Source organism: Methanocella sp. (assembly GCF_035506375.1).
In the GTDB taxonomy this organism is placed as follows: Archaea; Halobacteriota; Methanocellia; order Methanocellales; family Methanocellaceae; genus Methanocella.
Window position 1 is genome coordinate 1 of sequence record NZ_DATJPM010000060.1, and the last position, 26,035, is coordinate 26,035.

The 26,035-nt window shown below is 55.9% G+C and carries 29 protein-coding genes; 12 read left to right on the forward strand and 17 right to left on the reverse strand.

What is annotated here, in order from left to right:
* Window positions 1-267: 267 nt before the first annotated feature.
* Both VMC84_RS07835 and VMC84_RS07840 read right to left on the reverse strand, forming a co-directional pair.
* The gene (locus VMC84_RS07835) at window positions 268-684 is read right to left on the reverse strand and encodes a restriction endonuclease (protein ID WP_325379424.1); all 417 of its coding nucleotides are present in this window, start codon (window positions 682-684) and stop codon (window positions 268-270) included.
* A 17-nt stretch (window positions 685-701) separates the two neighbouring features.
* Entirely contained in the window at window positions 702-1,850 is a 1,149-nt protein-coding gene (locus tag VMC84_RS07840) for a CBS domain-containing protein (protein WP_325379425.1), read from the reverse strand.
* Window positions 1,851-2,074: 224 nt separating this feature from the next.
* Between VMC84_RS07840 and VMC84_RS07845 the strand changes: the two genes are divergently transcribed.
* Window positions 2,075-2,581 carry a hypothetical protein gene (locus VMC84_RS07845; RefSeq protein ID WP_325379426.1) on the forward strand — a complete coding sequence of 169 codons (507 nt, stop codon included), beginning with the start codon at window positions 2,075-2,077 and terminating at the stop codon, window positions 2,579-2,581.
* Between the two features lie 28 nt (window positions 2,582-2,609).
* Here the strand turns inward: VMC84_RS07845 and ruvB are convergent, their stop codons facing one another.
* The 3 genes from ruvB to ruvC are packed head-to-tail and all read right to left on the reverse strand — an operon-like array spanning window position 2,610 to window position 4,731.
* Window positions 2,610-3,647, reverse strand: coding sequence for a Holliday junction branch migration DNA helicase RuvB (gene ruvB, locus VMC84_RS07850; RefSeq protein ID WP_325379427.1), 1,038 nt, complete (start codon window positions 3,645-3,647; stop codon window positions 2,610-2,612).
* Window positions 3,644-4,234, reverse strand: a complete 591-nt coding sequence (gene ruvA / locus VMC84_RS07855) for a Holliday junction branch migration protein RuvA (protein ID WP_325379428.1) — start codon at window positions 4,232-4,234, stop codon at window positions 3,644-3,646. Before ruvA ends, ruvB begins: the two co-directional genes overlap by 4 nt.
* The gene (gene ruvC, locus VMC84_RS07860; RefSeq protein WP_325379429.1) at window positions 4,234-4,731 is read right to left on the reverse strand and encodes a crossover junction endodeoxyribonuclease RuvC; all 498 of its coding nucleotides are present in this window, start codon (window positions 4,729-4,731) and stop codon (window positions 4,234-4,236) included. Before ruvC ends, ruvA begins: the two co-directional genes overlap by 1 nt.
* Before the next feature lie 128 nt (window positions 4,732-4,859).
* On the opposite strand from ruvC, the gene VMC84_RS07865 reads away from it, so the two are divergent.
* Window positions 4,860-6,047, forward strand: coding sequence for a hypothetical protein (locus VMC84_RS07865; protein ID WP_325379430.1), 1,188 nt, complete (start codon window positions 4,860-4,862; stop codon window positions 6,045-6,047).
* 70 nt (window positions 6,048-6,117) lie between these two features.
* Here the strand turns inward: VMC84_RS07865 and VMC84_RS07870 are convergent, their stop codons facing one another.
* The 3 genes from VMC84_RS07870 to VMC84_RS07880 form a co-directional block, all read right to left on the reverse strand.
* A complete protein-coding gene (locus VMC84_RS07870; protein ID WP_325379431.1) occupies window positions 6,118-6,711 on the reverse strand; it encodes a ZPR1 zinc finger domain-containing protein in 594 nt (197 codons plus the stop codon).
* 17 nt (window positions 6,712-6,728) lie between these two features.
* Window positions 6,729-7,103 (reverse strand): cell division protein SepF, encoded by a 375-nt coding sequence (locus VMC84_RS07875; protein ID WP_349256760.1) that lies wholly within the window; start codon window positions 7,101-7,103, stop codon window positions 6,729-6,731.
* A gap of 63 nt (window positions 7,104-7,166) precedes the next feature.
* Window positions 7,167-7,655, reverse strand: coding sequence for an RNA-binding protein (locus VMC84_RS07880; protein WP_325379433.1), 489 nt, complete (start codon window positions 7,653-7,655; stop codon window positions 7,167-7,169).
* A 226-nt stretch (window positions 7,656-7,881) separates the two neighbouring features.
* On the opposite strand from VMC84_RS07880, the gene VMC84_RS07885 reads away from it, so the two are divergent.
* From VMC84_RS07885 to VMC84_RS07915, 7 genes are all read left to right on the forward strand, one after another.
* Window positions 7,882-8,100 (forward strand): LSm family protein, encoded by a 219-nt coding sequence (locus VMC84_RS07885; protein ID WP_012901030.1) that lies wholly within the window; start codon window positions 7,882-7,884, stop codon window positions 8,098-8,100.
* 57 nt (window positions 8,101-8,157) lie between these two features.
* Window positions 8,158-8,337, forward strand: coding sequence for a 50S ribosomal protein L37e (locus VMC84_RS07890; protein WP_012901029.1), 180 nt, complete (start codon window positions 8,158-8,160; stop codon window positions 8,335-8,337).
* A 22-nt stretch (window positions 8,338-8,359) separates the two neighbouring features.
* Window positions 8,360-9,775 carry an amidophosphoribosyltransferase gene (gene purF, locus VMC84_RS07895; protein ID WP_325379434.1) on the forward strand — a complete coding sequence of 472 codons (1,416 nt, stop codon included), beginning with the start codon at window positions 8,360-8,362 and terminating at the stop codon, window positions 9,773-9,775.
* Between the two features lie 101 nt (window positions 9,776-9,876).
* A complete protein-coding gene (locus VMC84_RS07900; protein WP_325379435.1) occupies window positions 9,877-10,371 on the forward strand; it encodes a pyridoxamine 5'-phosphate oxidase family protein in 495 nt (164 codons plus the stop codon).
* Window positions 10,372-10,449: 78 nt separating this feature from the next.
* On the forward strand, window positions 10,450-11,022 hold the full coding sequence (locus VMC84_RS07905; protein ID WP_325379436.1) for a hypothetical protein: 573 nt from the start codon (window positions 10,450-10,452) through the stop codon (window positions 11,020-11,022).
* Between the two features lie 117 nt (window positions 11,023-11,139).
* Window positions 11,140-14,130, forward strand: a complete 2,991-nt coding sequence (locus tag VMC84_RS07910; RefSeq protein ID WP_325379437.1) for a DEAD/DEAH box helicase — start codon at window positions 11,140-11,142, stop codon at window positions 14,128-14,130.
* Between the two features lie 138 nt (window positions 14,131-14,268).
* Window positions 14,269-14,931 (forward strand): hypothetical protein, encoded by a 663-nt coding sequence (locus VMC84_RS07915; protein WP_325379438.1) that lies wholly within the window; start codon window positions 14,269-14,271, stop codon window positions 14,929-14,931.
* 166 nt (window positions 14,932-15,097) lie between these two features.
* Here VMC84_RS07915 and VMC84_RS07920 read toward each other — a convergent pair whose 3' ends face one another.
* The 4 genes from VMC84_RS07920 to VMC84_RS07935 all read right to left on the reverse strand — a co-directional run bounded on the left by VMC84_RS07920 (window position 15,098) and on the right by VMC84_RS07935 (window position 20,171).
* The gene (locus VMC84_RS07920) at window positions 15,098-15,781 is read right to left on the reverse strand and encodes a cytochrome c biogenesis CcdA family protein (protein WP_325379439.1); all 684 of its coding nucleotides are present in this window, start codon (window positions 15,779-15,781) and stop codon (window positions 15,098-15,100) included.
* Between the two features lie 339 nt (window positions 15,782-16,120).
* Window positions 16,121-16,603: a thioredoxin family protein gene (locus tag VMC84_RS07925; RefSeq protein WP_325379440.1), complete on the reverse strand. Its 483-nt coding sequence runs from the start codon at window positions 16,601-16,603 to the stop codon at window positions 16,121-16,123.
* Between the two features lie 176 nt (window positions 16,604-16,779).
* A complete protein-coding gene (locus tag VMC84_RS07930) occupies window positions 16,780-17,505 on the reverse strand; it encodes a metallophosphoesterase (RefSeq protein WP_325379441.1) in 726 nt (241 codons plus the stop codon).
* Window positions 17,502-20,171, reverse strand: coding sequence for an ATP-dependent helicase (locus tag VMC84_RS07935; protein WP_325379442.1), 2,670 nt, complete (start codon window positions 20,169-20,171; stop codon window positions 17,502-17,504). Before VMC84_RS07935 ends, VMC84_RS07930 begins: the two co-directional genes overlap by 4 nt.
* 140 nt (window positions 20,172-20,311) lie before the next feature.
* On the opposite strand from VMC84_RS07935, the gene VMC84_RS07940 reads away from it, so the two are divergent.
* The 3 genes from VMC84_RS07940 (at window position 20,312) to larC (ending at window position 23,205) form a co-directional block, all read left to right on the forward strand.
* A complete protein-coding gene (locus VMC84_RS07940; protein WP_325379443.1) occupies window positions 20,312-21,526 on the forward strand; it encodes a PD-(D/E)XK nuclease family protein in 1,215 nt (404 codons plus the stop codon).
* 133 nt (window positions 21,527-21,659) lie between these two features.
* Window positions 21,660-22,478, forward strand: a complete 819-nt coding sequence (gene larE, locus VMC84_RS07945; RefSeq protein ID WP_325379444.1) for an ATP-dependent sacrificial sulfur transferase LarE — start codon at window positions 21,660-21,662, stop codon at window positions 22,476-22,478.
* A 1-nt stretch (window position 22,479) separates the two neighbouring features.
* On the forward strand, window positions 22,480-23,205 hold the full coding sequence (gene larC, locus VMC84_RS07950) for a nickel pincer cofactor biosynthesis protein LarC (RefSeq protein ID WP_325379445.1): 726 nt from the start codon (window positions 22,480-22,482) through the stop codon (window positions 23,203-23,205).
* A 2-nt stretch (window positions 23,206-23,207) separates the two neighbouring features.
* Here larC and VMC84_RS07955 read toward each other — a convergent pair whose 3' ends face one another.
* The 5 genes from VMC84_RS07955 to VMC84_RS07975 all read right to left on the reverse strand — a co-directional run bounded on the left by VMC84_RS07955 (window position 23,208) and on the right by VMC84_RS07975 (window position 25,997).
* A complete protein-coding gene (locus tag VMC84_RS07955; RefSeq protein WP_325379446.1) occupies window positions 23,208-23,627 on the reverse strand; it encodes a DUF883 C-terminal domain-containing protein in 420 nt (139 codons plus the stop codon).
* A complete protein-coding gene (locus VMC84_RS07960) occupies window positions 23,627-23,992 on the reverse strand; it encodes a hypothetical protein (RefSeq protein WP_325379447.1) in 366 nt (121 codons plus the stop codon). Before VMC84_RS07960 ends, VMC84_RS07955 begins: the two co-directional genes overlap by 1 nt.
* A gap of 10 nt (window positions 23,993-24,002) precedes the next feature.
* A complete protein-coding gene (locus VMC84_RS07965; RefSeq protein WP_325379448.1) occupies window positions 24,003-24,308 on the reverse strand; it encodes a DUF883 family protein in 306 nt (101 codons plus the stop codon).
* A gap of 98 nt (window positions 24,309-24,406) precedes the next feature.
* On the reverse strand, window positions 24,407-25,159 hold the full coding sequence (locus tag VMC84_RS07970) for a 4-phosphopantoate--beta-alanine ligase (protein WP_325379449.1): 753 nt from the start codon (window positions 25,157-25,159) through the stop codon (window positions 24,407-24,409).
* Between the two features lie 49 nt (window positions 25,160-25,208).
* The gene (locus tag VMC84_RS07975) at window positions 25,209-25,997 is read right to left on the reverse strand and encodes a sulfide-dependent adenosine diphosphate thiazole synthase (RefSeq protein WP_325379450.1); all 789 of its coding nucleotides are present in this window, start codon (window positions 25,995-25,997) and stop codon (window positions 25,209-25,211) included.
* Window positions 25,998-26,035 lie beyond the last annotated feature (38 nt).

Genomic DNA, 26,035 nt, shown 5'->3' on the forward strand with positions numbered 1-26,035 from the left:
GATGGGTACGGAGGCACCACAGAGGACACCGGTTTAATATTAACCACGGAGGACACAGAGGGCACGGAGGACTTTTAATTCCTAAAGGGGGCTGACGCCGCGCGGAGCGCTCTTGCTTACCCCTCGGAGACCCCCTGCTTAATAATATTATCAGGAAACCGTGTCGCCGTGCATCCGCCATGCCGATCATAAAAAAGCGCCGTGTTCGCCGTGTCGCCGTGGTGAATAATAAGCCGTGTCCTCCGTGATGCCTCCGTGTCGCCGTGGTCAGTATCCCAGCTCATCCAGAATGGCATCCACGTTAAGTAAAAAGTCGTTGAGCCTGTCGATGGAGACGAAGATGCAACCGTTCTCGACCATGAGGCTGTCGTCCAGCCAGGATACTATGAGCGGTATGGACTTGATGCCGATCTTTTCCTCGTAGGCTAGCGTGCGCTCATAGTGGAGCTTGGCCTGCTCCTTTAAAGAGGAAGACCTGGGCCGGCTGCGGCCGTATTTCTTGCCGTCGATGCACAGGCACAGGTCTTTACGTATCGCTACTGCGTCGATCTGGTAGCCCCTTTCGGGAGTCCTGAAGACCTTACGGAACTGCACCTCGAAGTCGTGATGCTCCAGCAAGTCCCGTATGTATTCCTCGAACTCCTGCCAGGTCAGCTCTTCCAGGTCTTCGGTGCTTCGTACCATCAGCCGTAGAATCGCATTCAGAATATATCTAGTTTATCGGCGAAGGCCGCGTCCGGATAGCGGCGCTCCTCGCGCATCTCCTTATCGTTGAGCACCTGACGCTCCAGGGTCGACATGGCCAGGTGGAATGCGCCGTCGGCGCCCCAGCCTTCGCCCTTGGCGTTGTAATAGTGGCGGTCGGTCTTGAGGCGCACGCGGCAAAGCACTAAAGGCGTACCCCGGAACGTCTCCTTGTGCTGCTTGAAATAGACGTTAATGGTGCCCCGGCCCAGGAATTTCTCCGACTTCTTGATGAAGCCCTTGATGGACGTCGTCACGTAGTCCTGGTCGAAATCGACGAGACTGCCATTGGTCAGCTGCAGCGTGAAGTTCGGGTTGCTCACCTTCTTCTTTTCCAGGGCCGCCAGGGCGAGCAGCACGTCCGTGCGGGTAAGGACACCTTTTACCGCCCTGCCGTCCACCACGACCAGGCCCTGGATATCCCGGTCTAGCATGAGGTCGACGGCCTCTCGTATGGTCGAGTCCGGCTCCACGGTAACGACGCTCTCCGTCATGATGTCCTTGACCTTGATGTTCCTCATGGGGGAGTTGTTGGCGCCCCTGCTGTCCTTGCCTGCGCCGATCTTCTTCGGCAGGATGAGCTCGAGCAGATCATGCATGGTCACGATGCCCACCAGCTTGCCGTTCTTCAGGACGGGCGTCCGAGAGATGCCCTCTTCCCGGAAAATGTTGATAAGCTTTCCCACGTGGTCGTCGGCGTCCAGCCAGATGGTGTCCTCGCTCATGATGCTGGCGACGGACATCTCGCCGAAGTCCATATTCATGGCCTCCTTCATGAGGTTCTCGTTGGTGACTACGCCGATGATCTTCTTGTCGAATACGGGAAGCTGCTTCAGCTGGTTCTCCACCATGAGCCTGGCAGCCTCACAAATAGTAGTATTCGGGGTAATCTTCGGCGTCTTTTTAACCAGCCCGCCGATTCCCGTCTTGAGGTCATGGATGGACCGTACGATGGACTTCTCGGTCACCATGCCCGCGTACTGCTTTCCGTCGAAAACGAGCACTGCCGGGTTGTTGGTGTTCTTGAATAAAGGCAGCACTTCCTGAAGCTTCGCCTTTATGTCTACACTTTCGAAGTTGTCCGTTGTTATCTCAGAGACGTACATGTGTTTTACCCCTGTATTTTTCATACATCCCGGGTATGAATTTACATATCCAGAAAGGTATAATAAACAATATGACCCTAAGGGTGATAATCATTTCGGAATCGGCAGATAGCGGAAAGCTTTTTAACATGCAGGCTATATATATTAATTTCAGATAATCGATTCATCATTTTAAAGAAAATATATACGCTATTAGCGTACACTAGATATCTGGTGGCTCAACTATGGCTAACGACAACCTCCCGGCGGTCCCGGCAGGGGATAAGCCCGCGCCGTCGGGCGAGCTTGAAATGAACGACTGGCTGAAAAAACTGAGAGATAACCAGGACCGTCAAAAAGAGGAAAAGCTGCGCAGGTACAACGACATCGTCTCCAAGCTGATCATCGTCCTGGTCGGCGTATGCATCATCTGCTTCGTGGCGATCACGGCGCTGGCCGTCGAGAATAACAACCTCTACCGGCAGAACGACCAGCTCAAGGTGCAGTACGCCCAGAACCTGACGGAGCTTAATGGCACGATCACGAAGCTGACGGCCGATAACAACGACCTGCGGCAGTTCATCTTCAGCAACCGCACGTTCAATAACGCCGACTACACGGTCAATTTGGACCCTGCCCTGCCCAAGGTCAGCCAGATCACGTTCAACAATAACAAGGTACACCTGCTGTTCGTCGACGGGACGAACAAGGACGTCTACTTCATCGATAATAACCTGTACGTGACGAGCTAAAGAGAAAATGCCAGCGAGCCCTGGCATTTTATATTTCTTTCATCTTTTGGAGGTGCTCGACCGCTGCCTTCGTGGCGACTCTTCCCCGGGGCGTGCGGTTGATGAACCCGATCTGGATCAGGTAGGGCTCATAAACGTCCTCGATGGTCTCCACCTCTTCGCTCACCGTAACGGCGAGCGTTTCCGCGCCCACGGGGCCGCCGTCGAAGTCCTTCACGATCTTCTTAAGGATCCGCCGGTCCATGCCATCCAGCCCTAAATAATCCACGTCAAGGCGGTTCAGCGAGTCGTTGACGATATCCAGGTCGATGAGATCCCGGTTTCCGACGGCCGCGAAGTCGCGGACCCGTCTTAATAATCGGTTCGCGATACGTGGGGTGCCCCGGGAGCGCTTCGCGATCTCCATGGCGCCCTCATCGCTGATATCGATATCCAGGATCTTTGCCGAGCGGTCAATGATGGTCTTCAGGTCCCTCGGCTCGTAAAAGTCGAACCGCATGGACATGCCAAACCGGTCTCGAAGCGGGGACGTCAGAAGGCCCGCCCGGGTCGTCGCGCCTACCAGGGTGAACTTCGGTAGCTCAAGGCGTATGGAACGTGCGCTGGGGCCCTTGCCGATTATGATGTCGATCTCGAAGTCCTCCATGGCCGGGTACATGACCTCCTCGACCACGTGGCTCAGGCGGTGGATCTCGTCGATGAATATGACGTCGCCTTCCTTGATGTTCGTCAGGATGGCCGCCAGGTCGCCGGGCCTCTCGATGGCGGGGCCCGACGTGACGCGGATGTTGGCGCTCATCTCCTTTGCGATAATATGCGCCAGCGTAGTCTTTCCCAGGCCCGGAGGGCCGTATAACAATACGTGGTCCAGAGGCTCGTGCCGCTGGCGGGCGGCCTCGATGAATACTTTCAGGTTTTCCTTAATCTTACGCTGCCCGATGAACTCGTCCAGTGACTTTGGCCTCAGGCCTTCGAAGGCAGACGCCATCCGCTCTTCCTCGGTCTCCTCGGGAGTCACGATCCTCTCTTTGTTTTCCTCTTTTTCGTTTTCAGATACGTTTATCATAGATACCTGAGCGATGTCTTGATCAGTTCTTCAACTCTCGACGGGCCGGGCGCGGCCTCCCGCGCCTTCGTCACGGCGGCGGTCGCCGCCTGCCGGCTGTAGCCCAGCGCCACCAGGGCTGACGCCGCGTCCTCCGAGACCGTGTCAGCAGGGGGTTTCTTAGCATGGCTCTCGATGGCCATTTCCGCCACCTTGTCCTTAAGCTCCAGGATAAGGCGCTGCGCCATCTTCTTGCCCACCCCGTTGACCTGCGTTAACGCCTTCGCGTCCTCGGCCACGATGGCCTCAGCCAAATCCGAGGCCGTTATGCTCGACATGATGCCCAGCGCCACTTTCGGCCCTATGCCCGAGACGGTCATCAGCAGCTTAAAGAACTCCCGGTCCTGCCAGGTCGTGAAGCCGTACAGCGACGTGCCGTCCTCCTCCCTGAAATAGGTGTGGATGAACACCTTGCATCGCTCCCCCTCGCCGGGGAGCAGGTCATAGAGGTGCGTAGGCACCCGAACGTCATAGCCCACGCCGCCGACGTCGATGACGATCCTGTCCTGTCCCTTATACTCGAGACTTCCTTCCAGATGTGCGATCATTACGATTTCCTGTCCAGTTGTTTCATGATATCCACTGAGTTGGCGTGGCATATTGCGATGGCCAGCGCGTCCGCCGTGTCGTCCGGCTTCGGTATCTCCTTCAGGCACAGCAATTCCTTGACCATGAACTGCACCTGCTGCTTGCTCGCCCTCCCGTAGCCGATGACGGCCTGCTTAACCTGCAGAGGCGTGTACTCGACGACCTTGACATCGTTGTTCACCGCCGAGAGGATGATGACCCCCCTTGCCTGGGCGGCGATGATGGCAGTCTTGGCGTTCTTGTTGAAGAACAGCTCCTCGACTGCCATGACGTCGGGCCTGTATTCCTGTACGATATTGGCCATATCGTCATATAAGATCTTTAGCCGGTCCGGGACTGGCGTATGGCTCTCAGTTGAAATGTGGCCGTAGCTGCCCGCTTTGATGCGTACGCCCTCCTTGTCGATGACCCCGAAACCGGTGAGCGCGATGCCCGGGTCGATGCCGAGTATCCTCATCTACTCTTCTCCAGACGATAAGTAAGCTTTATCATTATTCAGCCATATAAATTAGTCATTAGGTGGGCAGGCCCGCATATAAAAGCTTTCGTAGCGGGCATTGAAAGTAAAGCCAGGAGAGATATAATATGCCATTATTCGGGTCCAGGCCGCAGACGAACAATGTCGAGGGCATTCTTCAGATCATCAGCATCGGCGAATGCGACGACCATACGCTCGACCAGCTCTATAGCATTGTCGAGAAGATGAGCGACGACGACGTGAAGAGCCTGGCCGACGCTCTGATGACCAACCTGGTCAAGTACCCTGATAATATCAGCGTCCTCACCGGCTCGGTTAAGGCGCTCGAGCTCCTGCCTTTCCTGCCCCAGGCCAAGAACGAGTTCATCATCACCCTGCTCCTGTCGCTCCTCAAGGCTCCCGTCAATAAAAAAGACGCCCTTCAGCGTAAGGAACTGAAGATCGAGATCGTGCGGTTCCTGGTCTACTTCGTCAAGGCGGACGACTACTACGCGACGCTCATGATGCCGGAACTGATCGCCGCCATGGACGATACGCATGCCGGTATCTCCACGACCATTTTTCATACTCTCCAGATGCTCGCGGCCCAAAAGCCCGAGTACTTCGAGTACCACTCGGCCGCCCTCATCAAGCAGCTTGGCAGCATCAACAAATTGACCAGGGCCCAGTCGGCGAAGCTAATAGGGATCATCGCGCGCACGCACCCGGAATACGTGAGCAAAGCCTTGCCATTTCTCCAGTCGCTGGCGTCGTTTTACCCGGACGCCCAGGTGAAGCGGAACGCGAACGAGGCGTACCAGATCATCTGGCGGAGCGTGAAGAAGGAGGAGGAGAAAGCGCCGGCGAGCGTCCGGGATTCGGAGAATGGGCATAAGAGCTTCGTGGACCTGGTGAAGCTGCAGGCCGGCCCCTCGGGCAGCGAGACCCAGTTCACGGACGAGGAATTAAAGGAGATCATCGAGCTCACACGTAAAGAGTTCAAGAGCGACGCCGAGGCCATCCTCGACTCGCTGGGCGTCGGCCACCTGGCGGTAAAAGCCAAGCCTAAAGCAAAGGCGGCGCCGCCCGCTCCAGAGCCTCCAAAGATAAGGAAGCCGGAAACATCATTGGTCACGGCCCGGCCAGGCATGGACACACGCCGCGATGCAAAGGAGCCGACCAGGCTCCAGCAGTCCCGCCAGGCGGGCCCGAGATGCCCGAAATGCGGGGGCATCACCTGGGCGACGGGGCAGCTTTGCGACGACTGCGCGGGCGCCGAGTTCGACCGCAAGGCCGCAAAGAGCGCGGGAAAATAACCTTTTACGGGCTTTTAGTTTTCCCCGCATAACTCAAATAATTGAAAAAGATAATGAATGGAAAAAGGAATTATTTTTGTATAACGTACATGCCCGAAGGCAGGCCCTGCGCCTCTTCCTCGGTGAGCTTCGTGACTTCCACGCCATCGCCGATGACAGCGCTGTTGCCCTGAGGGTCCTCGATGACTATGGTGAAGTCCGGCTTGCCATCCCGGGCTTCCTGCATGGTGCACAGGAGGGCGTCCGCCTTTTCACGTTCCTCATCGGTCTCCGACCACCGTCTGGCCATGCCCACGACTCCCTGGATGCGCTCGATGACGCCCTCGACATTGGTTATATAGGCTTCGGAGGCCGGGCCGGGCTCGATCTCGACGCCCCACTCGGGAATGCGAATGGTGCCCGACGTGGACCGTATGACCCGGGTCCAGAGGTCGCCCTCGCTGCAGACCCGCTTCATATGGCGCAGCGGCTCTTTCTGGCTCAGGATGATGGTATCGACGAACTTGAATCCGCAATGGCAGAAGATACTGACTTCCAGGATGTCGCCAAAATAAGGAATGTTGTCCTGGTTGCTGTACATATGGACTGAGCTACCGCAGACAGGACACTTATTTTCCGAGCTGACTAACGTAGATGAGAAGTTTTCCTGACCCGAATCTATCATCGAACCTATGAGGAGCGTTACTTGCTTGAAAACTTTGTCCTGTCGATCTTGATAGACATCGGAGTAACGACTATCTGGCTGTCGTTGATCATGGCAATGTCGCCGCTAACGTCCAGGGCGACCTGCTTGAGGTCCTTCAGGGCCCGGTCCCTGGTCAGGCTGTCGCCCTTGATCGGCGTGATGTCCGCGATGACGATGTTTCCGTTATAGATCTCCCTCTTCAGCTCGGGTATCTGGCCGAGGCCGGAGAGCTCTCCGACGCGCACGTACGTCTCCGCGGGGCCGCTGCCCTTGGCTTCTTCGATCTCCTCGAGGTTGATCTCCGTGTAATCATCCAATCCGTCTGCCGGCTTTGAGCCGAATAATTTTCCCATAATGCCTTTATTGGCCATTTTATCCCCGTAAAATGTAATGCAGCCACCAGTATAATTACTTTATCGTTTAGGGCCCGATGACTAGACTTCCATCTTCCAGATGCGGTCGCCTATGTAGTGGAGCGATTTGACCGCTTTTCCGCGGTTGCCCATCATGGCGTCTGCGTTCACCAGCGCCCGGCCGATAGCCAGCGGCTTGCCGTGCACCTCGTCGCAGATGATGACCAGGTCGTTCCGGCGTATATCCGTGTCGACGTCCACGATCCCCGGGCTCATGATGTCCGCGCCCTTGGCCACGAACTTTACCGCGCCCATATCGACCACCACGCGCTTCTTCTTAGGCTTCATCTTAAGGGCACCGCGTATCGTCGGGAAGTACGTGTCGTCCACCGCAAAAAGCAGCGGCTCCCCGTTGACCAGGACGAAGTCCTGCTCCTCGTCGGACTCGGCGATCTCGAGCTTTTTCCCGATAAGATCTGCCTCGGCCGATTCCCCAAAATTCGCCTTCAGGTTTTCAAGGATATTTTTTACGGCATCCTCTCTTAAATGATGTCTGGCCTTGATTCTCAAAGGTCCTTCCTCGCTTGGTATTTCAAAAAGTTTGAGCTAAAAACTCTATATCATTTTAATCTATAATACTTTTGCTGATTACCCGAATGCACGAGAGCCATCCGTTCCAGCCTTCGGCCGTTCCCGCCTTTTCCTGCGCTACTGGCTGCGCATCCATGCGATAGGTTTAAATAGACTATACGAGATTAACACAATGCCAGCATTATATTTTAGCTGGGGGAATTTTATGAGCCAGAGACCATTGGACGTCTTGAACGATGCCCTGAACTCTCCCGTGATCGTACGCCTTAAGGGCGGCCGGGAGTTCAGAGGCGAATTACAGGGTTACGACATGCACATGAACCTCGTCCTCGATAACGCGGAAGAGCTCAAGGAGAACGAGGAATCGAAGAAGCTCGGAACGATCATCGTCCGTGGGGACACAGTCGTATACGTGTCGCCCTGACGTATCATCAACCATAACGCATTTAAACAATAAGTGACATTTCGAGGGTGAATCATTATGACCAAGGGAACTCCATCACAGGGTAAGCGCCAGAAGAGGGTGCACGTTGTCTGCAGAAGGTGCGGCAAGGTGTCCTTCAACTACGCCAAGAAAGTCTGCGCCTCGTGCGGTTTCGGCCGCTCGTCCAAGATGAACAAGTGGAGCTGGCACAGCCATATGGCCAGACACACGTGGTAATACTGTTAACAAGCGCTTTTGTATGAAAGACAAGTGCGGCGTCGTCGGAGTAAGGTTCGATGGGGAAAAGAACAGTGATGCCGCCGCGCTGTACATTTATTACGCTCTTCAGGCCCTCCAGCACCGCGGCCAGGAGTCGTCAGGCATATCGATAACGAACGGCACTTCCGTTATTTCTGATAAGGGCATGGGCCTGGTCACCGACTATTTTACCCGGGAGCGGCTGCAGAAGCTTGCCGGCTATGCCGGTATTGGCCATGTCCGCTATTCGACGACGGGCGGCTCGCGCCTGGAGAATAGCCAGCCGTTCACAGTCACCTACAAGAACGGCACAATTGCCATAGCCCATAACGGCAATCTGGTGAACTATCGCGAATTAAAAAAGGAGCTGGAAGCGCAGGGGCGCATCTTCACTTCGGATTCGGATACCGAGGTAATCGCCCAGATGCTGGCCCGCGAGCTCATCCGGAACGACATAGTGGAGGCCGTAAGGGAGACAATGAAGCGGCTGGTAGGCTCCTATTCTTTAGTCATTCTCATCGGCGACCGGGTCATCGGCGTCCGGGACCCTCTGGGCTTTAAGCCCTTATGCATCGGCCGCGTAGATAGCGGATTCGTCCTGGCGTCCGAAAGCGCCGCTATCGACACGCTCAACGGCGAGCTCGTCAGAGACGTGGCACCCGGCGAGATGGTCGTACTGGGCGAAAAGATCGAGAGCCATAAGCTGATCAGGTGCCGAAATCACGCGCACTGCATGTTCGAGTACGTCTACTTCGCCAGGCCGGACTCCATAATCGACGGCAAGCTAGTCTACAAGGTCCGGCACACGATCGGCCAGACGCTGGCCGCCGAGTGCCCGACGAAGGCGGATATCGTGTCGCCAGTCCCCGACTCCGGGATCACGTCGGCCATCGGGTACTCTACCGGTTCACAGATACCATACGCCGAGGCGCTCATTAAGAACCGTTATGTGAACCGCACGTTCATCATGCCGGGCCAGCAGATGCGGGAGACCGCGGTCCGGCTGAAGCTCAACACGGTGCGGTCGAACATCGACGGCAAGAACATCATTCTCATCGACGACAGCATCGTGCGGGGCACGACCTCCCGCCGCATCATCGATCTTCTGCGCAGGGGCGGTGCCCGGGAGATCCACGCCAGGATCGGCAGCCCGCCCATCATTTCTCCCTGTTATCTGGGCATCGACATGGCCACCCGGGACGAGCTCATCGCCGCCCACAAGACGGTCAAAGGCGTGGAATTCCTGATCGGCGCCAACTCGCTTTACTACATTTCGCTGGATGGCCTCGTGAACTCCATCGGCATCCCGCAGGAAGACCTCTGCACCGGCTGCCTGACAGGCGTCTATCCTATCGAGATACCCGGCGAAAAGTGCGAGGACAAGCAGCTAAAGCTCAACCAGTTCGTCCCCGAATAAATTTTAGGCCGCTATTCTCCGTTTAGGCCATCAAGTTTTTCCCTCTTATTATCGGTCGCCTTTATCCGCCAGCGAAAAAATATCCTTTAAGGTGGGAAAGGATGGAGATGGCAGGAGAGAGTACGGGCCAGGAAGTCTACCGGCTGCCGGCCATGTCGAAACAGGAGATGGAAAGGCTCCTGCAACGATGCCGCATATGCCGGATGGCGTTCAACGACCGGCCCCAGCCTTACATCATACCGCTCGACTATGTATGCTTGCGGGGAAAGATGTATTTTCATTTTGCGAACTATGGAATAAAAGTGGAACTATTTAAAAAGGACCCTCATGTCAGCGTCGAGGTAGACCGGTTCAACGACGACATCACCGAGTACGAAAGCGCCACGCTCCTGGGCATTCTCGTCGAGGTGTCCGACTCGGCGGAGAAGAAAATGGTCTCTGAAGCCCTTCTAGAGTCGATCGGCTCGCGGGGCGGGAAGCGCAACGTGGCCGCCAGGCACGGCTACAAAGACCTGGACATCGATACACTCTCGTCAAAGGGCTCGCTGGTACTAAGGCTTGATATCACTGACTATGTCGCACTGAGATCGCCATGAGATGTTTTAACGAAAATCATATTATGATGCCCGACCTATTAGTGATGTCTTAATCATGAAAAGCCAGAGGTATTCAACGTGAAAGCCGATACGAGCAAATACAATAACAGCCACCTCGACACGGCCATTTATGAACATATAGCAGATTACATAATCCATGTGCTCATCAAGGAGGACGTGAACGCTTTCAACGAGTCGAAGCTGCTCAGCGAGCTCCTCGTTTACAAGCTGCCCTCCGTCGTGCACGAGCTCATGTACCGGACGATATGCGCCGAGGCGGGTAAGCTGAAGGGCGGCGAGGACATCAACCTTATAAAGGAGATCGGGGGCATCAACACGCAGAAGCGCCTGCACTTCAGGTCCCAGGACCAGTATAACTCGTTCGTCGCCCTGTTCTTCGACGCCCTCGAGCAGCACCCAGGCCTGCTGGAGAAAGTGGACGACGAGGAGAAGTTCGAGAAGTTCATGATCTACTGTATCCACGAGTTCCGGCAAAAGCTCGAGGGCTTCGCTATCGAGATCGTCAAGGAGCACTCGAAGCTCGAGCAGGAGAACCGGCTGTATATCCACCGAAGGAATTCGCCTGAAAATGTTGATATACCTACGTATGCCGATTTTATTGCCGGGCGCATCGATGGGCTGGTGGAATAAATTTTTTTATAATGATTATTTTCACCATGGGGTAACTAAGCAAATATATACTACTATGTGCCTACGATACTTTATCTGCCAGGCAGCACAAAAAACTGGCATGATAGAGGCCCTAAAATGAACAAAATGCTCCCGGGGAGCGACACGCTCCCTGTCGCGGACATCATCGACGAACGGTTCCGGGAGATGTTCCCCTACGGAAACTTCAACCGCATGCAGTCGAAGGCAGTGCCCACCATCCTCGCATCGGACGATAACGCGGTGGTCTCGGCCCCCACGGCCAGCGGCAAGACCGTGCTGGCGGAAGCGGCCATGGTGCGGGAACTGGGCAAGGCGGAGCGGGGCAAGATTCTCTTCATCGCCCCGCTGAGGGCCCTGACGAACGAAAAAGAAGCGGAGTGGAAACGGGTACTTTCCAAGCTAGGGTTCAAGGTCTACGTGGTCACGGGCGAGAGGGAGCTCTACCCGTCCGAGGCCCGGTCGGCCAACGTGATCATCACGACGCCCGAGAAGTGGGATTCGGCGACCCGAAAGTACCAGCAGGAGCGCTACGCCTTCGTCCAGGACGTAGCCCTGGTAATCGTGGACGAAGTCCACCTGCTCGACTCCGATAGCAGGGGCGGCACCCTGGAGGCAGTGATCAGCCGCATGCGGCGTATCAGCGCCCAGAACCATAAAATGCTGAGGACCGTCGCATTGAGCGCCACGATGCCCAACATCGGCGACGTGGCCCGCTGGATCGGCGCGCCACCGGGGAACGTCCTCGAGTTCGACGGGTCCTACCGGCCGGTGGACCTGGAAACGAGCGTCCTGCCCTACTATCCCAAGCCTAACGACTTCCTGAACAAGTATGTCCGGCTCTACAAGGCCTTCGACCTGGTGAAAGACGAGCTCGGCGACGGCCACCAGGCCCTGATCTTCGTCTCGACCCGACAGGATACCCAGCAGGCCGCCGAGAAATTATGCGAGATCGTGCGGAAAAACTACCCGTACATGCTCCCGCCGTTCGAGGCCATCAGGCTTCAGGAGATAAGAAATAAGGCATCGAACGCAAAGCTTAAGGCATGCCTGCCCTGCGCCATCGCCTTCCACCACGCGGGCCTTTCCGCGGAGGATAAGGCCCTCATCGAGGGGGCATTCCGGGAAGGCCTCATCCGCATCCTGGTGTCCACGTCGACGCTGGCCTGGGGAGTGAACCTGCCCGCCCGGGTCGTCGTGATCCGGGACGTCGAGATGTACGACCCCATTCAGGGGAACAAGGATATAAGCCCCATCGACCTGCTCCAGATGCTGGGCCGGGCAGGGAGGCCTGGATACGATACTCTCGGCAAGGGCTACGTAATAGTGCCATCAGGCCGCGCTGAAGAATACCGGGCTCTGCTGAGGGATGGCAAGCCCATCGAGTCCGTACTGGAACACAGCCTGGCCGAGCACCTGAACGCCGAAATAGCCGTGGGCATGGTGAAGAGCGCCGGGGACGCTGCCGACTGGATAAGGACCACTTTCTACTACGTCCGGTCGCAGGGCCGCATCGACGTGGAACCCCTCGCGGGCACGAAGGTCAAATATCTGATAAGGAACGGCTTTGTCAGGGAGGATACCGGCGTGCTTTCGCCTACGCCCCTGGGCACGATCACCTCGGACTTCTACCTGAGGCTGGAGACGGCCTTACTATTCCGGGAACAGGCCATGAGGGGCGCCTTAAGCACGAACGACGTGCTGGACATCGTGGCGAGAGCGGCCGAGTTCAGCGACGTGGCCGCCCGGCCGGGAGAGATGGCCTCGCTTAAATCGCTGGGTATCGATGCGGGCCCGGGCGGCATGGCAAAAGTCCGGGCCATCCTTGCCGGCCTCATCGGGCGCACCCTTCCCGACGAGCTCAAGTCGGACGCGTGGGCCATCAAGCAGAACGCCTCCCGGCTTTTAAGCGCGTTCTCCAGGTTCTGCGAGGAGTTCTCGGGCGAGGCGCTCTCGAAAAAAGTGAGAATGGTCTCCCTTCAGATCGACAAGGGCATCCCGGAAGAGGCCGTAGAGCTCGCGTCCATCGAGGGCGTGGGCGAAAGGAGCATGGAACTACTCGTCAACGGGGGCATTCGTTCCCTCCGGGACGCGGCCGATAAGAAGCCCGAAGACTTGATCCGGATGGGCATACGGGGGCCGGTAGCCATAGATATCGTCGAGGCTGCCAGGAAAATGCCGAAAGCCGAAGTGGACCTTACAGGAGTCCCCGGTAAAGCTCCATCTGGCGCCCTCAACACTTCGATAACCCTGCGTAATGTCGGCGCCGACGGCAAGCTCGCCGTTAAGATAAAGGCGAGCGGCATGGTCGTTAAAAGCGACCGGCTATACCTGGGAAGGGATAGCTCCCGCACGATACCCGTGGAGCTTCAAATATCGGGCGAAACGCCAGTCGAGATCACAATAGATTACGTGGATACGATGCTGCCTGCGGATACGTGGAAAACGACCATAAAGCTTGAAAGGCCCGCCATCGACAACGGGCCGGTAAAAACGGCCAAAAACGTCACCAGGGAGGTAATCGAATTGACACCAGGAAAATACTATGTCATTGCAGGCGAGGCCGGAGTTGAGTACGAGGGAAAGACAAAGGACTCCTACGACGGCAGCGTCGTCTTGTTGATCAAGCCCGACTCCTCGGTGGTAGTACACGCCGATAAAGGCGTCTACCCGAGGAATTACATGGGCAGGGCGCACATCATCCAGGTCAACGAAGAGAACGGCATGAAGATAAGCGCTGAAAGCAACGGAGAACGGCTCTCTGTATCCTTCAGAAATATCGAGATGTGCCAGGCGCCGTTCGATAAGGGCACACCGGCATCGCCGGTGAAGAACGCTCCGACGGCGGCAGGGCCTGCGGTCTCGGATGAGGACCGGGCGCTGGAAAAAGCGCTGAGGGACGCCAGAAGGGCTAAGGCCTCGGAGCTGAAGGTCCCGCCCTACACGATATTTCAGGATAAGACCATATACGACCTCATAGCGAAGAAGCCAAAAACAAAGGGGGAGCTGCAGGGCGTCTACGGCATAGGCCAGGCCAAGGCCGATAAGTACGGCGACCTCATACTAAAAGTGCTATCCGGCCAAACATGATCCAGACTGACTTTTCTATTTTTACCGGATGTGATAGAAACCCTATATACAAGCGTTTATTAATTTGCATGATTAAATAGGATTATTAAAGTCGACCATCGATGTGAGGGCAGTCGATGAGTATACGGGGTTATGTATATGAGCGGAATCATGAGAACGACGATTATAACGTGTACGGTCATCCTGATCCTGACCGCGGGCCTTTGTGCCATGGCCTCTAAGCCGGCATATACGGGCATGAAAATGCCTCCAGCGCTGGATGGTAAGACGGGCGCAGTCACGGGGCGCGTGACGGCTTCGACAAATACGACCGGCCTGGCGGGCGCCTATATCGCGGTCGTTAACGCCTCGAACGCCAGCGAGGAGTACTTCAACACGACGTCCGGCGCCGACGGGTATTATCAGATCCTCGGCGTTAATGCGAGCTATAACGCGACGAATGCCTCTGACGTCGGGCCCAATGGCCCCACGCCATATCGTATCTATGCCTATGACCCCATTCTCGGCGAAGGCTATTCCTCTGCATTCGGCATTGACTCTTCCAGCCCCGGAACGGGCGGGGGCGGCATACCTCCTGTAGCCGTATCCGCGCCTACGGCGGTGCCGACTATAACGCCGACCTCTGCGCCTACCGCTACTCCGACGGCTGCTCCTGCGACCGCGACGCCGGTCGTTACGGCAACTGTGCCGGCATCAACGGCGACGCCGCAGCCGACGCCTTACCTGATCCCGCCGGTATTATCGCTACTAATTGCGGGATGCCTGGCGACGTTGATTGTCTTAAAGTGCAGGAAAAATTAACTTTAACTTTTACCTCCTGCTATTATAAGCAGGAGATATGATTCATTTTTACCTTCCTATGTTATGATTAAAATTATTGGTCCTGGCTTACACGTTATGCTGTCGGAGAATGTCCGAGAATCAGTTACAGCTCAAGCAATTTGCCAATATTCTCCGAACATATGATTTAAATGATAGACGGCAGCGGCAGCGAGGGCAGGAAGCCCATGAAAGACAGGTAATAAACCCCTACAAAAAGCAGGATGACGCCCGCGACCTTGCGGATGCCCATAGAATATTTTGAGATATCCCGGAGCTTATCGGAAACCAGATTGGACGAGTATGCGACGATGAGCATGGGTATCGCCAGGCCCAGCGAGTACGTGAGCAATAGAGCGCCACCGTAGATGATAGTGCCATGCTGGGCGACTATAGTGAGGATCGATGCAAGCATCGGGCCGATGCAGGGCATCCACACGATGCCGAGGCTCACCCCGAGAAGCGCGCCGCCTAAAAAGCCTTCACTATCCACGTCAGGCCTCGCGATCCGCGAGAATGGCAGGCGCTGCCAGATCACCAGCAAAAAGTCTTCGACAGTCTGGGAAAGGATATACAAGCCCATGAAAATGATAAGAACGCCGGAGGCTATCTTGAGGTAGTCCATATAGTCCATGAGGAACGCACCGAACACGGAGGAGATGACGCCCATGGCCGTGAAGGACGCCGCGAGCCCGAAAACGATGGCCAGCGGTGTAAGTTTGCTCTTCTCCGTTGAATAGGCCATGACGCCCGGCAATAGCGGCAACACACAGGGCGATGCGATGCTCACGACGCCGGCAAGCAGTGCCCCCGCAAAGGTTACGATCTCCAAATTCCATCCTCGCTATACTATGTTTATCAGGTCACCAATCACTCTACCATTTTTAATTTAAATGCTTTCTGTAAATTAATATATATAGTTTCATGCTATAGGTAAAAAGTTTTTAAATTTTACCCTGATCTTAAAATTATATATGCCATGCAGATAGCCCAGTCAGCAGCTATATATTACAAAATATAGCTCTGACTGCAGGTATTAATAACTGCCTTTAGGAAATATCGCAAAACAAATCCCCGGATAAAAAGAAGAGAGGATATCGGATCAGAAAAAATGATAAATGGCATGCTAAAGAAGCATTTCTGGCCTGCAGGCCCGGCATAGCGTCTGTGTTTAAGTACGCTTCTGCAGTGCCGCATCCAGTGCGGGCTTCAGGCGGTCCTTCTCCGTATACCCGACGAACCTGGACGCCGTTATGCTGTCCGATGTCCCGCCGTTCTGGTCGATATAGGTATACTTACTATCCGATTTCGATACGACGATGTCCATCTGCGGGACGCCGTTCACCTGGAACGTCCTCGCAAGGTCGTGGTTCTCCATTGCGTCCACGAAGAAGAACGTGATCTTCCCGGCATAGTCTCTCGCCAGCCCCTGCGATACGGGCTTCTGCTGCTGGCAGTAGTGGCAGGATGCCGTCTCGAACTCGATGAATACGGGCCCTCTGGCAAGCGCACTGTCGATGTCGCTCATGGATACTTTCGCCTGCGTCACGGGCTGCTGCATCTGCTGCGCGATGCAGTGCGTGCCGCCCAGCGCGGCCGCACAGGCTATGAAAGCCACGATGGCCATTATTAATATTCTATTCGCTGTCATCATGCGGATTTTGGCTGTCGGTTTAAAATCTCTTTGTACAAGAAAATAAGGTAATTGGTCGTTATAACGGCTGATTTTTGTTTTAAAGCCATGTATTGAAGCTGTTATTTAAATTAAGCTTTAAATAATCCGGCATATGCCATTTAAGCCTCTGAAATACCTCTATAATGGCCTGGTCGTCACCACATGTTTAAAATATCGCGAAAATCCCTGAGAGGCGGGAACTCGAGCACTTCGTCGCCGGCCGTGATGATGGGCTTGAAACTGCCGATATCACTTTCCCGGATGAATGGCGACATGAAGTCCCACGAGTCCATGCCGTTGATCGTAGTGCCGGCGCACAGCGGGTTGAATGCGGGAAGCACCAGGACGTCCTTGCCGTTCCAGACCTTTTCGCCGTACAGGAAGCACGGCTCTTTCTTTAGCTCGATGTCCAGGGTAGGGTGGTCATGGCCGATTACGATGAGCTTTACGTCGTTTTCTTTAGCCTTTTTCGGAATGCCGTCGCCGTGCGTGAACAGGACGCCCTCTTTAAAGTAAAAGTCCGAGGAGGCGACGTCCGTGCCTTCGAGCGCCGTATCCACCATCTTATCGTGGGAGCCGGTGAGGACGACGACCTCGTCGACTGATGAGAAAAGTTCGAGGGTGATACGGTCGAAGGATTTTTTCGTGTTGCGCCGGAGGCGCCCGAACTCGTGGAGCACGTCGCCGTCCAGCACGAGCGTCTTCGGCTCGAACTTTTTGATAACGTCCCTGAAGCGCTCCAGCAGCTCGCGCTCCTCTTCCAGGGGCATGGCAAAGCCCTCCGCCTGAATGGCATCCTCAATGCCGATATGAACGTCGGCACAGGCGCAGGTGCCGATATCGGGGAAATAGGCGGCATTACGGTAATAGTCGACTTTCATTTTGTTTTCCCTATTTTCGCGAGCACACGCTTGTGGAACTCCTTGAGGAGCGAGTTCTTATCCTCTGCCAGCACCACGTCCGAAGCCGACAGCGAGGCGATGCCGAATGCCAGAGGGCTCGGCGATTCCACGCCGATGAGGTCGACCTCGATCTCGCCGCTCTTGATCCCCCGCACGATCTCCTGGATGTGGTCGATCTCCAGCTTATCCTCGATTATTTCCCGGTACGACTCTTCCAGTACCGAGAAGTTTTCCAGCTTGTGGGCGTACGAGAGCATCATGTCGGCCGATACCTGCTGGCGCCTTGCGCTCTTCTGGTGGCCCTTATAGTTCCTCAGTATCATCAGCGAGCGTGTGGCATTGATACGGAACATCCGCTTGAGAAGCTGACTTTCCTCCAGCGAATAGCGGAGGATCTCCTTCGCGCTGCTCTCGTCCAGGGACTTGAGATATTCTTCGATGTCCAGCTTCTTCGAGAGCGGTACCGAGAGGAAGAACCCGTGGTCGCTCACCGAGAGCGTCACGTTGCTGGTACGCTCACGGGACACTATGTATGCCATGATGCGGCTGAGGCCGTCGTTGAACGGCCTGCCGTAGAGCGAGTGGAAATAGTAGTAGCGCCGGTAGTGCTCCTTGTCCAGGTGCTCCTCGATGACGAGCCTGTGCCTTGTCGAGATCGATTCTGCCTTAGAGTAGCGCACCTGCTCGTCGAAGATCTGGTAGATGCTCGCCGCCGAGTTCTCGTCGATGGGATAATTTTCTAAAAGCCACTTGTATGTACTCCGGTCGCCGGTACGCTTCGCCATGTTCTCCTTGAAGTCCAGGATGTGGAGCGCCAGGTCGAAGGAAAGAGGCAGCCTTTCGGAGAACCATGATGGAACTGTGGGGCGGCTACTGGACGGGTCAACGTAGACCTTGCTGCCACGGCGGTATAAGAATTCATAAAATTTGCCGCCCAGGACAAACACGTCGCCCTTCTGTAATTTTTCTAAATATTGCTCGTCCAGGCTGCCCACCCAGCCGTGGTCGGCGCGGGTGATGACGTCGCACTTGAACTCGTCCGGTATGACGCCGATATTCGTGTAATATATCATCCTGGCCAGCTTGCCGCGGCGGCCGATCTTGTTCGTTTCCGGGTCATACCATATCTTGCCGTAGATGTTCTTCTCTTCCATGCCCGGGAGGGCTCCGGCGAGATAGCTTATGACACTCATGAAGTCCGAGTCGGTTAAATTACGATAGCAGTAGCAGCGCTTGATGATCTTTTTTACCCTTTCGATGTCCATGGGCTCGTTGATGGCCATGCCGAAGATATGCTGTGTCAGAACGTCCAGGCAGTTCTCGGGAACGTGGACGCCGTCGATGAACCCCTCCTGCGCCTTCTTCAGCATCACGGCGCACTCGATGAGCTCGTCGCGGTCGAGGGCTATAACCCGGCCTTTCACTGTCTGGCCCAGCCGGTGGCCGGCACGGCCGATGCGCTGCAGGAGCGCCGACACTGACTTGGGGGAGCCCACCTGGATGACCATGTCCAGATACGGCATGTCGATGCCTAATTCTAACGACGTCGATGATGTAACGACCTTTACTTTGCCCGTTTTCAGCTTTTCTTCGATGTCCAGGCGGCCGTCCTTGCCCAGCGAGCCGTGGTGGCAGCCGGAATTTTCCTCGGTATAGCACTCGGGGTACGTTTTGCGTAGATGGTAGAGTATTCGCTCTGCGCCGCTTCTCGTGTTGGTGAATATGAGGGTATTCTGGTGTTCCTGCACCAGCCCATGGATCATCGAATACAGTTCGCGATTAACGGTCTGCGAGGGCGCGTTGATGAGGTCTGGTACGGGGCAGAGTAATTTGAGCTCGTAGTCACGGACGAACCTCGTGTCAACGATGCTGACCTCGCGGTCGACGCCGTCCACGTTGCCGGCCAGGAACCGGGCTATGGTATCGAGCGGCTCCACGGTGGCGCTGCAGCCGATGCGGACGAACGGCGCCTTAACGATCTCTTCCAGCCTTTCCAGGCTTAGTGAAAGGAAAACGCCCCTCTTGGTGTCGGCCATGGAGTGGATCTCGTCCACGATGACCCAGCGCACCGTGCGCAGCTTTTCCGCGAACTTGGGCGAGTTCAGCAGGATGGCCAGCGTCTCCGGGGTCGTGTTCAGGATGTGCGGTGTCTTCCTGAGCATTGAAGCGCGCTCGTCCGTAGCCGTGTCGCCGTGCCGGATGGCGTGGCGAATGAGGATCTCTTCGCCGTATTCCTTGCTGATGGCCGTAAGCGGCTCCTCTAAGTTCTTATGGATATCGTTCGCCAGCGACTTCAGCGGCGAGATGTAAATGCAATAAACGCTATTCTCCAGGCCCTCTTCCGTCTTGGCCAGTAAGAACAGCTCGTTGATGATGGCTGTAAAGGCCGATAAAGTCTTGCCCGAGCCCGTCGGGCTGCAGATGAGGACGTTCCTGCCCTCGTGGATGAGCGGTATGGCCAGCCGCTGCGGCGGCGTAAAATAGCCTCCGTTGACGTCCTTGAGGCCGCCGAACTTGTCCTTCCACCACTTCCGGACGGAGGGCTTAAAAAGACTGAGGATCTCTTCGTCCGTGTGCCTCAGGGTGGCATAGCTGATGGAGGATGGCGGAGCGTAAGAGGGTTTGTTTTTCCTTTTCGCTGTCATTCAAAAATTCCCGTTTCTAATCGGCTGTCTAATTCGGATGTACGTTTAAAAGCTTTCTCTATGCGGCCCGAATGTAATAATTAATTTCACGCTGCTCAATCGATAGGCATTTGTTATTATAAAATAATCCATTACTCATTATGCCCACGTATTCGCATTCCCGCCTGTCGGCCTATGAGAACTGCCCTTTAAAGTACAGGTTTGCCTATGTCGACCGGGTAAAGCTTGAGCGGATGCCCGAGTCTATCGAGGCGTTCATGGGGAAGCGGGTGCACGAGACGCTGGAAAAGCTCTACTCCGACCGCATGCTGTCCAAAGATAATACGCTGGACGAGCTTCTTGATTTCTATGACGGGTTATGGGGCAAGAACTGGAGCGATGACGTACAGATCGTCCGTAAGGACCTGACGGCGGATAATTATCACGAGACAGGCCGGCGATGCATCGCCGACTATTTTAAGCGCTATACTCCTTTTAGCCAGGGCCGGACGCTCAAGCTGGAGGCGCCCGTCTACATCGACATAGACGGCTACCGGCTGATGGGCTATATCGACCGTCTCGACTTTTTAGGCGCCGGCCGCTACGAGATCCATGACTATAAGACGTCGAGGAGCCTGCCGGCGCAGAGCTATTTCGATGACGACAGGCAGCTCGCGCTGTACCAGATCGGCGTCCATAAGATGTGGAAGGATGCCGAGAATGTGGACCTGGTTTGGCATTACCTGGTCTACGACCGGGAGATGCGGTCGTGCCGGTCGCCGGAGTGCCTGGAAAGGCTGAAGGAGAGCGTCGTCGGCGTGATACTGCAGATCGAGGCTGCGGAGAAGGAGTACGATTTCCCGGCCAACGAGAGCGGTTTATGTGATTGGTGCGAGTACCGGTCGCTCTGCCCGACATGCAAGCACGAGGCTGCTGTCGAGAATCTACCTGCGAATGAGTTCCTGAATGATGATGGAGTGAAGCTGGTCAACCATTATGCGAAGCTCTTTGAGGAGAAAAAGGAACTAAACGAGCGCATGGATGCCCGGCTGGAGCTGCTGCGGGACGCGATCATCGAATATGCGAAGCGCGAGGGCGTCGACGTTATCAGGGGAAGCGACCGCAAGCTGAAGGTCAAGTTCGAGACGAAGCCAAAATTCCCGGCGAAGGGGGACGACGAGCGGGAAGCGCTGGAGCTATTGCTTAAAAGTGCCGGCGCATGGGATGAGCTGAGCACGCTGGATACTTTCGCCCTTGCCAGGGCCCTAAAAAATGAAAAGCTCGATCCGGCTTTGATAAGCAATCTGCGGCAATTCATGATGACCGAGGAGTCTTATCGGATTACGCTGTCATATTTGAAGGGCGATGAAGAATAACAATACCTTGCATTATTTTACCTTTCATGCTTTCGTGTTGAAAAAACCAAACAATCCGGCCTGAGTCAAAAACCCGGCGCGCATCCAAATTATCGAAAATCATTAGATACAATAGAGCATAAAAGAAGGTGTCATGATAGAGCCGGCTCTGGAACGTAAGCTGTTCGACCTCAGGCGCATTCTCAAGGACATGGGCAGCATGCTCGTTGCTTTCAGCGGCGGCGTGGACTCGACCTTCCTGCTCAAGTGCGCCGTCGATACTCTCGGCACAGAAAAAGTGGCGGCAGCCACGGCCATCTCCGAAATACTTTCGCCGGAAGACCTGGGCCAGGCAACATCTATCGCAAAAGACCTCGGCGTCAGGCACATCACCCTGATGTCCTCCGAAATGGAGAACTCCGAGTTCATCGCCAACACGCCCGAGCGCTGTTACGTATGCAAAAAGGGCCGATTCTCAAGGCTAATCGTAGAAAAAGAAAAGCTCGGCCTGGCATATATCGCAGACGGCTCAAACAAGGACGACGAGGCTGACTACCGCCCCGGCGAGCGGGCAATGAAAGAGCTTAACATCCACAGCCCGCTGAGGGAAGCCGGCCTATACAAGTCGGAGATCAGGGAGCTGTCCAGAGAAATGGGACTGCCCACGTGGGATAAGCCCTCCATAGCGTGCCTCGCCACGCGCATACCATATGGCCAGGCAATTACGAAGGATAAGATACATATGGTCAGGGATGCCGAGCAGGCACTGCACTGCTTCGGCTTTACCCAGCTCAGGGTAAGGTACCATGGAGACCTGGCCAGGATCGAGGTACCCGAAAAGGAGCTTGCAGACGCTATAAAATACAGGGCAGAGATCGTGGAGAAGGTAAAAAAGGCCGGATTCACGTATGTAGCCCTCGACCTGCAGGGTTTCAGAAGCGGCAGCATGAACGAAGTACTGAAGGGGCGCTAACATGAAGATCATCTACTTAGACTGCTTTTCGGGCATCAGCGGCGACATGTTCCTGGGCGCCATGGTCGACATGGGGATCCCGATCGGCACGCTAGCATCCGGGCTTTACGGGCTGGGACTGGACATAAGGCTCGACGTGAAAAAGGTACGAAAGCACGGCATCGCGGGCACGAAGCTCGACGTCATCGCCCCCGATACCGCGCATGAAAGGCATCTCTCCGACATCCTCGAGATCATCGACGCCAGCGCTCTTGAAAGCGATATCAAAGCCGCCTCAGGCAATATATTCCGGCGGCTCGCGGAGGCGGAGGCAAAGGTGCACGGCATTTCCGCCGAAGAGGTCCACTTCCACGAGGTCGGCGCGCTCGATACTATCGCGGACGTCGTCGGGGCGGCCATCTGCTACAAAGCGTCGGGCGCCGAAGCCCTGTTCTCATCGCCCGTGAACGTCGGCAGCGGCTTCGTGAAAACGTCCCACGGGCTCCTGCCGGTCCCGGCGCCGGCGACGCTGGAACTATTAAAAGGCGCATCCATCTATTCGACCGGCATCCAGTCCGAGCTCGTAACGCCGACGGGCGCCGCCATCCTTGCCGGCCTCTGCGGAGGCTATGGGCCCATGCCCTACATGACAGCAGAAAAAACGGGCTACGGCGCGGGAACAAAGGACCTCGAGGCGCCCAACCTGCTGAGAGCCGTCCTCGGGGAAAAGATACAAAAAAAGGCCTGATCCTAAGATTCCTTTTCTTGTTCCGGCTCAGACTGTTTAGACCGGATACGGGCCAACTCGTTTTCCATATAGCTCGTGATATAGGGGGTGGCCAGTGCTACGGCCTCCGAAAGTAGCTTCGAGCTAAAAGACTTGACTTCCCGCTCCTTTACTTCAACCTGGGGCTGCACGATGACTTCCCGCTTAATGACCTTCGTCTTAGGGATAAGCAGGCTCAGCAGGCTGTAGAGCGCGAACCCCGCGCCGGCGGCCGTTCCAACGGTAGCGTACGGGTGAGCCTTAACGGTATCCGTGACCGGCTTCGTGGCCTCCTCCGGTATCGCCGTGATCGACTTTTTCAGGCTCTCGAACGATTCGGCCAGCCGGGCCTCCGTTGCCTTGACATCCTCCTCGGTCACGGCCTTCCGCGGCATCGGCAGCATCAGGGCGCCTCCTCGGCCTTAGGCGTCTTCAATATCAGCTTGCGGGCGAACATAAAATAGGTGAGCACGATAGCCAGCAGCATCGCAACAACGCCGCAGATGAGCAGCGCGGCCCAGAGGGGTATCAGCGACGAGATGAAGAGTATGGCGCCGACGCTCAAGGCGACCGTTCCCACGACCAGGAGCGACGCGACCACTGCGATATAGACGATCTGCTCCAGGACGAACTCTAGCGGGTCGAGCAGGTAGTGCTGTATATAGAGGTCCGTCTTCTGCCGCAGGTACAGGTCCAGGTTCCTGGCCAGGGCGGCGAACTCGGCCTCCAGGGAGGGCTTTGCCGGCCCTGCAGCGGCCTCATCGGGCAATTTTACACCTCTAGTCGCGCCGTATGAGCAGCGCGCCGATCAGTATGCCTGCGCCGGCCGCAATGGCGATCGACATGAACGGGTGCTCGGTAATAAAGTCCTCGACGGGCTCGACCTTCCGGCCCATGTCTCCCTTGAGCGTATCGATCCTGGCCCCGGTTTCATTGAGAACGGCCTTGATATCTTCCCCCGTCGCCGTAATGCTCATTTCCCTGAGCTTTCTCGCAGCCTCTTCAAGGGTGTCGGCAGCCTGGACTTTTAACTTTTCCGCCCCTCCGAACGTCTTATCGACGGCGTGTTCCACATATTGCTCCATATTTAATCACCTTAAAATAATATACACTATAATGTAATAATATTTCGCAATTGCTTATATGGAGATGACCGGTTAATAAAAGGAATTATACGATACTCTTACCTGTCCAGCGCTTTTACGTTATCCATCATCTCCTCGAGCGCCCACTCCAGCGCTTCCTCGTTATGGTACTCTTCCAGGTATTTTTCCAGCGTCGAAGGCTGCATACTTTTCATTTCCCGCGCCAGCGCGGCCATGCCTGGCACTGCCCGGACAATGTTATCGACGATGGTGACCGTCGCCTTCCTGGCCGACCTCGACATCGGGTTGAGGTCTACGACGATGACCTTCTTGCCCATCTTTACAAGGGCTTCGCACCTGTCCCCGTCCTCCAGCGGCACTAGCACTACGTCCGCCGCATAAATGCCTTCGGAGGCGGCCTTCGCCCTTTCATGGGAAAGCCCCGGTATGAGCCTGTCCGGCTTATCGCCATAAACCCTGGCGGCTCCTTTCGACTTCAATAAAGAGATGATCTTCGCCGCCCTTTCCTCGGTGCGGTGGAACAGGTTGACTTCCAGCGGGGCATCCAGAGCTTTCGAGAGTTCCACGAGCTCTCCGGATACGAGAGCGGCCGCATTGCCGTTGACCGAAATGACGGGCCTCTTCGCCAGCAGCATCATGGCGACCGCCGCTTTTTCAGCCCGTTCTGCCGACGCGGTCGTGCGCTCCCCGAGAAGATAGTCGAACGCTTCGCCGCGGCCCTGCGCGATGAGGCCCTGCATGCTCGCGATGCCATCCTTCACGCCCTTAACCAGCAGCTCCCTCGTCAATAGCGACTTATAACGGGGGTGATCTTCGGGAATGTCGGTCATGGTATCAAAATACCGGGGATATATACTTAAGAGTTTCGAAATATGACGGCTATTGCCGCTCCTTTAATTTGTGTTTCACGAGCTCGGCGGCCATCGTCCCGGATATCAGCATGCCGCCGAAGACCGGCCCCATGCGGTGCCCCCCGGAAACGGCGTTCGCCGCCATGCCCGTGACGACGAGCCCCGGGTATACTTCCCGCGTGGTGGCGGCGAGCATTTTTTCACCGGCCTCCGCCCACATGGATTTTTCGCCGACGACGCCTTTTCCCTCGTTGAATCCGGCACCCGCCACCTTCCTCTCGACGATACGGCAGACGCTGGCATCATGGCCCGTGGCGTCGACGACCATTTTTGCCTTTATGGATAGCGGGTCGACGTGCAGCCCCGCCATCTCCACCGCCGTCCAGTTGACGACGAGGCCGGCCACCGCGTCGTCCTCGCGTATCATCACGTCCTCGACGCTCATGAGATTAAAGATCTCCGCTCCGCTCGATACGGCCCCGGCCGCGAGCTTCGCCACGGCCTCCACGGAGTTCGCCAGGTAGTAGCCGGGCGCGTACGCCTTATACCGTATGCCAAAATCGTCCAATATATCCAGGGCGCTCTCCTGGACGACGATGCGGGGGAACATCATGCCTCCGCCCCACATGCCTCCGCCGACGGAAAGCTTTCTCTCGAAGACGGCGATCCTAAAGCCGGCCTGCGCCAGGTATGCGGCGCAGACGAGCCCCGATGGCCCGGCCCCGACGATCCCGGCGTCAATATCCGTATATTCGAGGAACGCCCGGTAAAAATCTTCGATAATAGCCTTTGAGATCGTTACTTCATCCAGGCCCATACAGCTGCCTCACGTACATGTACGTTACTCTTCCCGAT

Coding starts and splice junctions, on each gene's coding strand:
- VMC84_RS07885 (WP_012901030.1), top strand. CDS start 7,882: ATGAGCCAGAGACCATTGGACGTCTTGAACGATGCCCTGAACTCTCCC.
- VMC84_RS07975 (WP_325379450.1), bottom strand. CDS start 25,997: ATGGGCCTGGATGAAGTAACGATCTCAAAGGCTATTATCGAAGATTTT.
- VMC84_RS07970 (WP_325379449.1), bottom strand. CDS start 25,159: ATGACCGACATTCCCGAAGATCACCCCCGTTATAAGTCGCTATTGACG.
- VMC84_RS07835 (WP_325379424.1), bottom strand. CDS start 684: ATGGTACGAAGCACCGAAGACCTGGAAGAGCTGACCTGGCAGGAGTTC.
- ruvB (WP_325379427.1), bottom strand. CDS start 3,647: ATGATAAACGTATCTGAAAACGAAAAAGAGGAAAACAAAGAGAGGATC.
- VMC84_RS07910 (WP_325379437.1), top strand. CDS start 11,140: ATGAACAAAATGCTCCCGGGGAGCGACACGCTCCCTGTCGCGGACATC.
- VMC84_RS07890 (WP_012901029.1), top strand. CDS start 8,158: ATGACCAAGGGAACTCCATCACAGGGTAAGCGCCAGAAGAGGGTGCAC.
- VMC84_RS07900 (WP_325379435.1), top strand. CDS start 9,877: ATGGAGATGGCAGGAGAGAGTACGGGCCAGGAAGTCTACCGGCTGCCG.
- VMC84_RS07955 (WP_325379446.1), bottom strand. CDS start 23,627: ATGCTGCCGATGCCGCGGAAGGCCGTGACCGAGGAGGATGTCAAGGCA.
- VMC84_RS07925 (WP_325379440.1), bottom strand. CDS start 16,603: ATGATGACAGCGAATAGAATATTAATAATGGCCATCGTGGCTTTCATA.
- VMC84_RS07840 (WP_325379425.1), bottom strand. CDS start 1,850: ATGTACGTCTCTGAGATAACAACGGACAACTTCGAAAGTGTAGACATA.
- ruvA (WP_325379428.1), bottom strand. CDS start 4,234: ATGATCGCACATCTGGAAGGAAGTCTCGAGTATAAGGGACAGGACAGG.
- VMC84_RS07965 (WP_325379448.1), bottom strand. CDS start 24,308: ATGGAGCAATATGTGGAACACGCCGTCGATAAGACGTTCGGAGGGGCG.
- VMC84_RS07845 (WP_325379426.1), top strand. CDS start 2,075: ATGGCTAACGACAACCTCCCGGCGGTCCCGGCAGGGGATAAGCCCGCG.
- VMC84_RS07865 (WP_325379430.1), top strand. CDS start 4,860: ATGCCATTATTCGGGTCCAGGCCGCAGACGAACAATGTCGAGGGCATT.
- VMC84_RS07935 (WP_325379442.1), bottom strand. CDS start 20,171: ATGACAGCGAAAAGGAAAAACAAACCCTCTTACGCTCCGCCATCCTCC.
- VMC84_RS07915 (WP_325379438.1), top strand. CDS start 14,269: ATGAGCGGAATCATGAGAACGACGATTATAACGTGTACGGTCATCCTG.
- larC (WP_325379445.1), top strand. CDS start 22,480: ATGAAGATCATCTACTTAGACTGCTTTTCGGGCATCAGCGGCGACATG.
- ruvC (WP_325379429.1), bottom strand. CDS start 4,731: ATGAGGATACTCGGCATCGACCCGGGCATCGCGCTCACCGGTTTCGGG.
- purF (WP_325379434.1), top strand. CDS start 8,360: ATGAAAGACAAGTGCGGCGTCGTCGGAGTAAGGTTCGATGGGGAAAAG.
- larE (WP_325379444.1), top strand. CDS start 21,660: ATGATAGAGCCGGCTCTGGAACGTAAGCTGTTCGACCTCAGGCGCATT.
- VMC84_RS07875 (WP_349256760.1), bottom strand. CDS start 7,103: ATGGCCAATAAAGGCATTATGGGAAAATTATTCGGCTCAAAGCCGGCA.
- VMC84_RS07940 (WP_325379443.1), top strand. CDS start 20,312: ATGCCCACGTATTCGCATTCCCGCCTGTCGGCCTATGAGAACTGCCCT.
- VMC84_RS07930 (WP_325379441.1), bottom strand. CDS start 17,505: ATGAAAGTCGACTATTACCGTAATGCCGCCTATTTCCCCGATATCGGC.
- VMC84_RS07870 (WP_325379431.1), bottom strand. CDS start 6,711: ATGATAGATTCGGGTCAGGAAAACTTCTCATCTACGTTAGTCAGCTCG.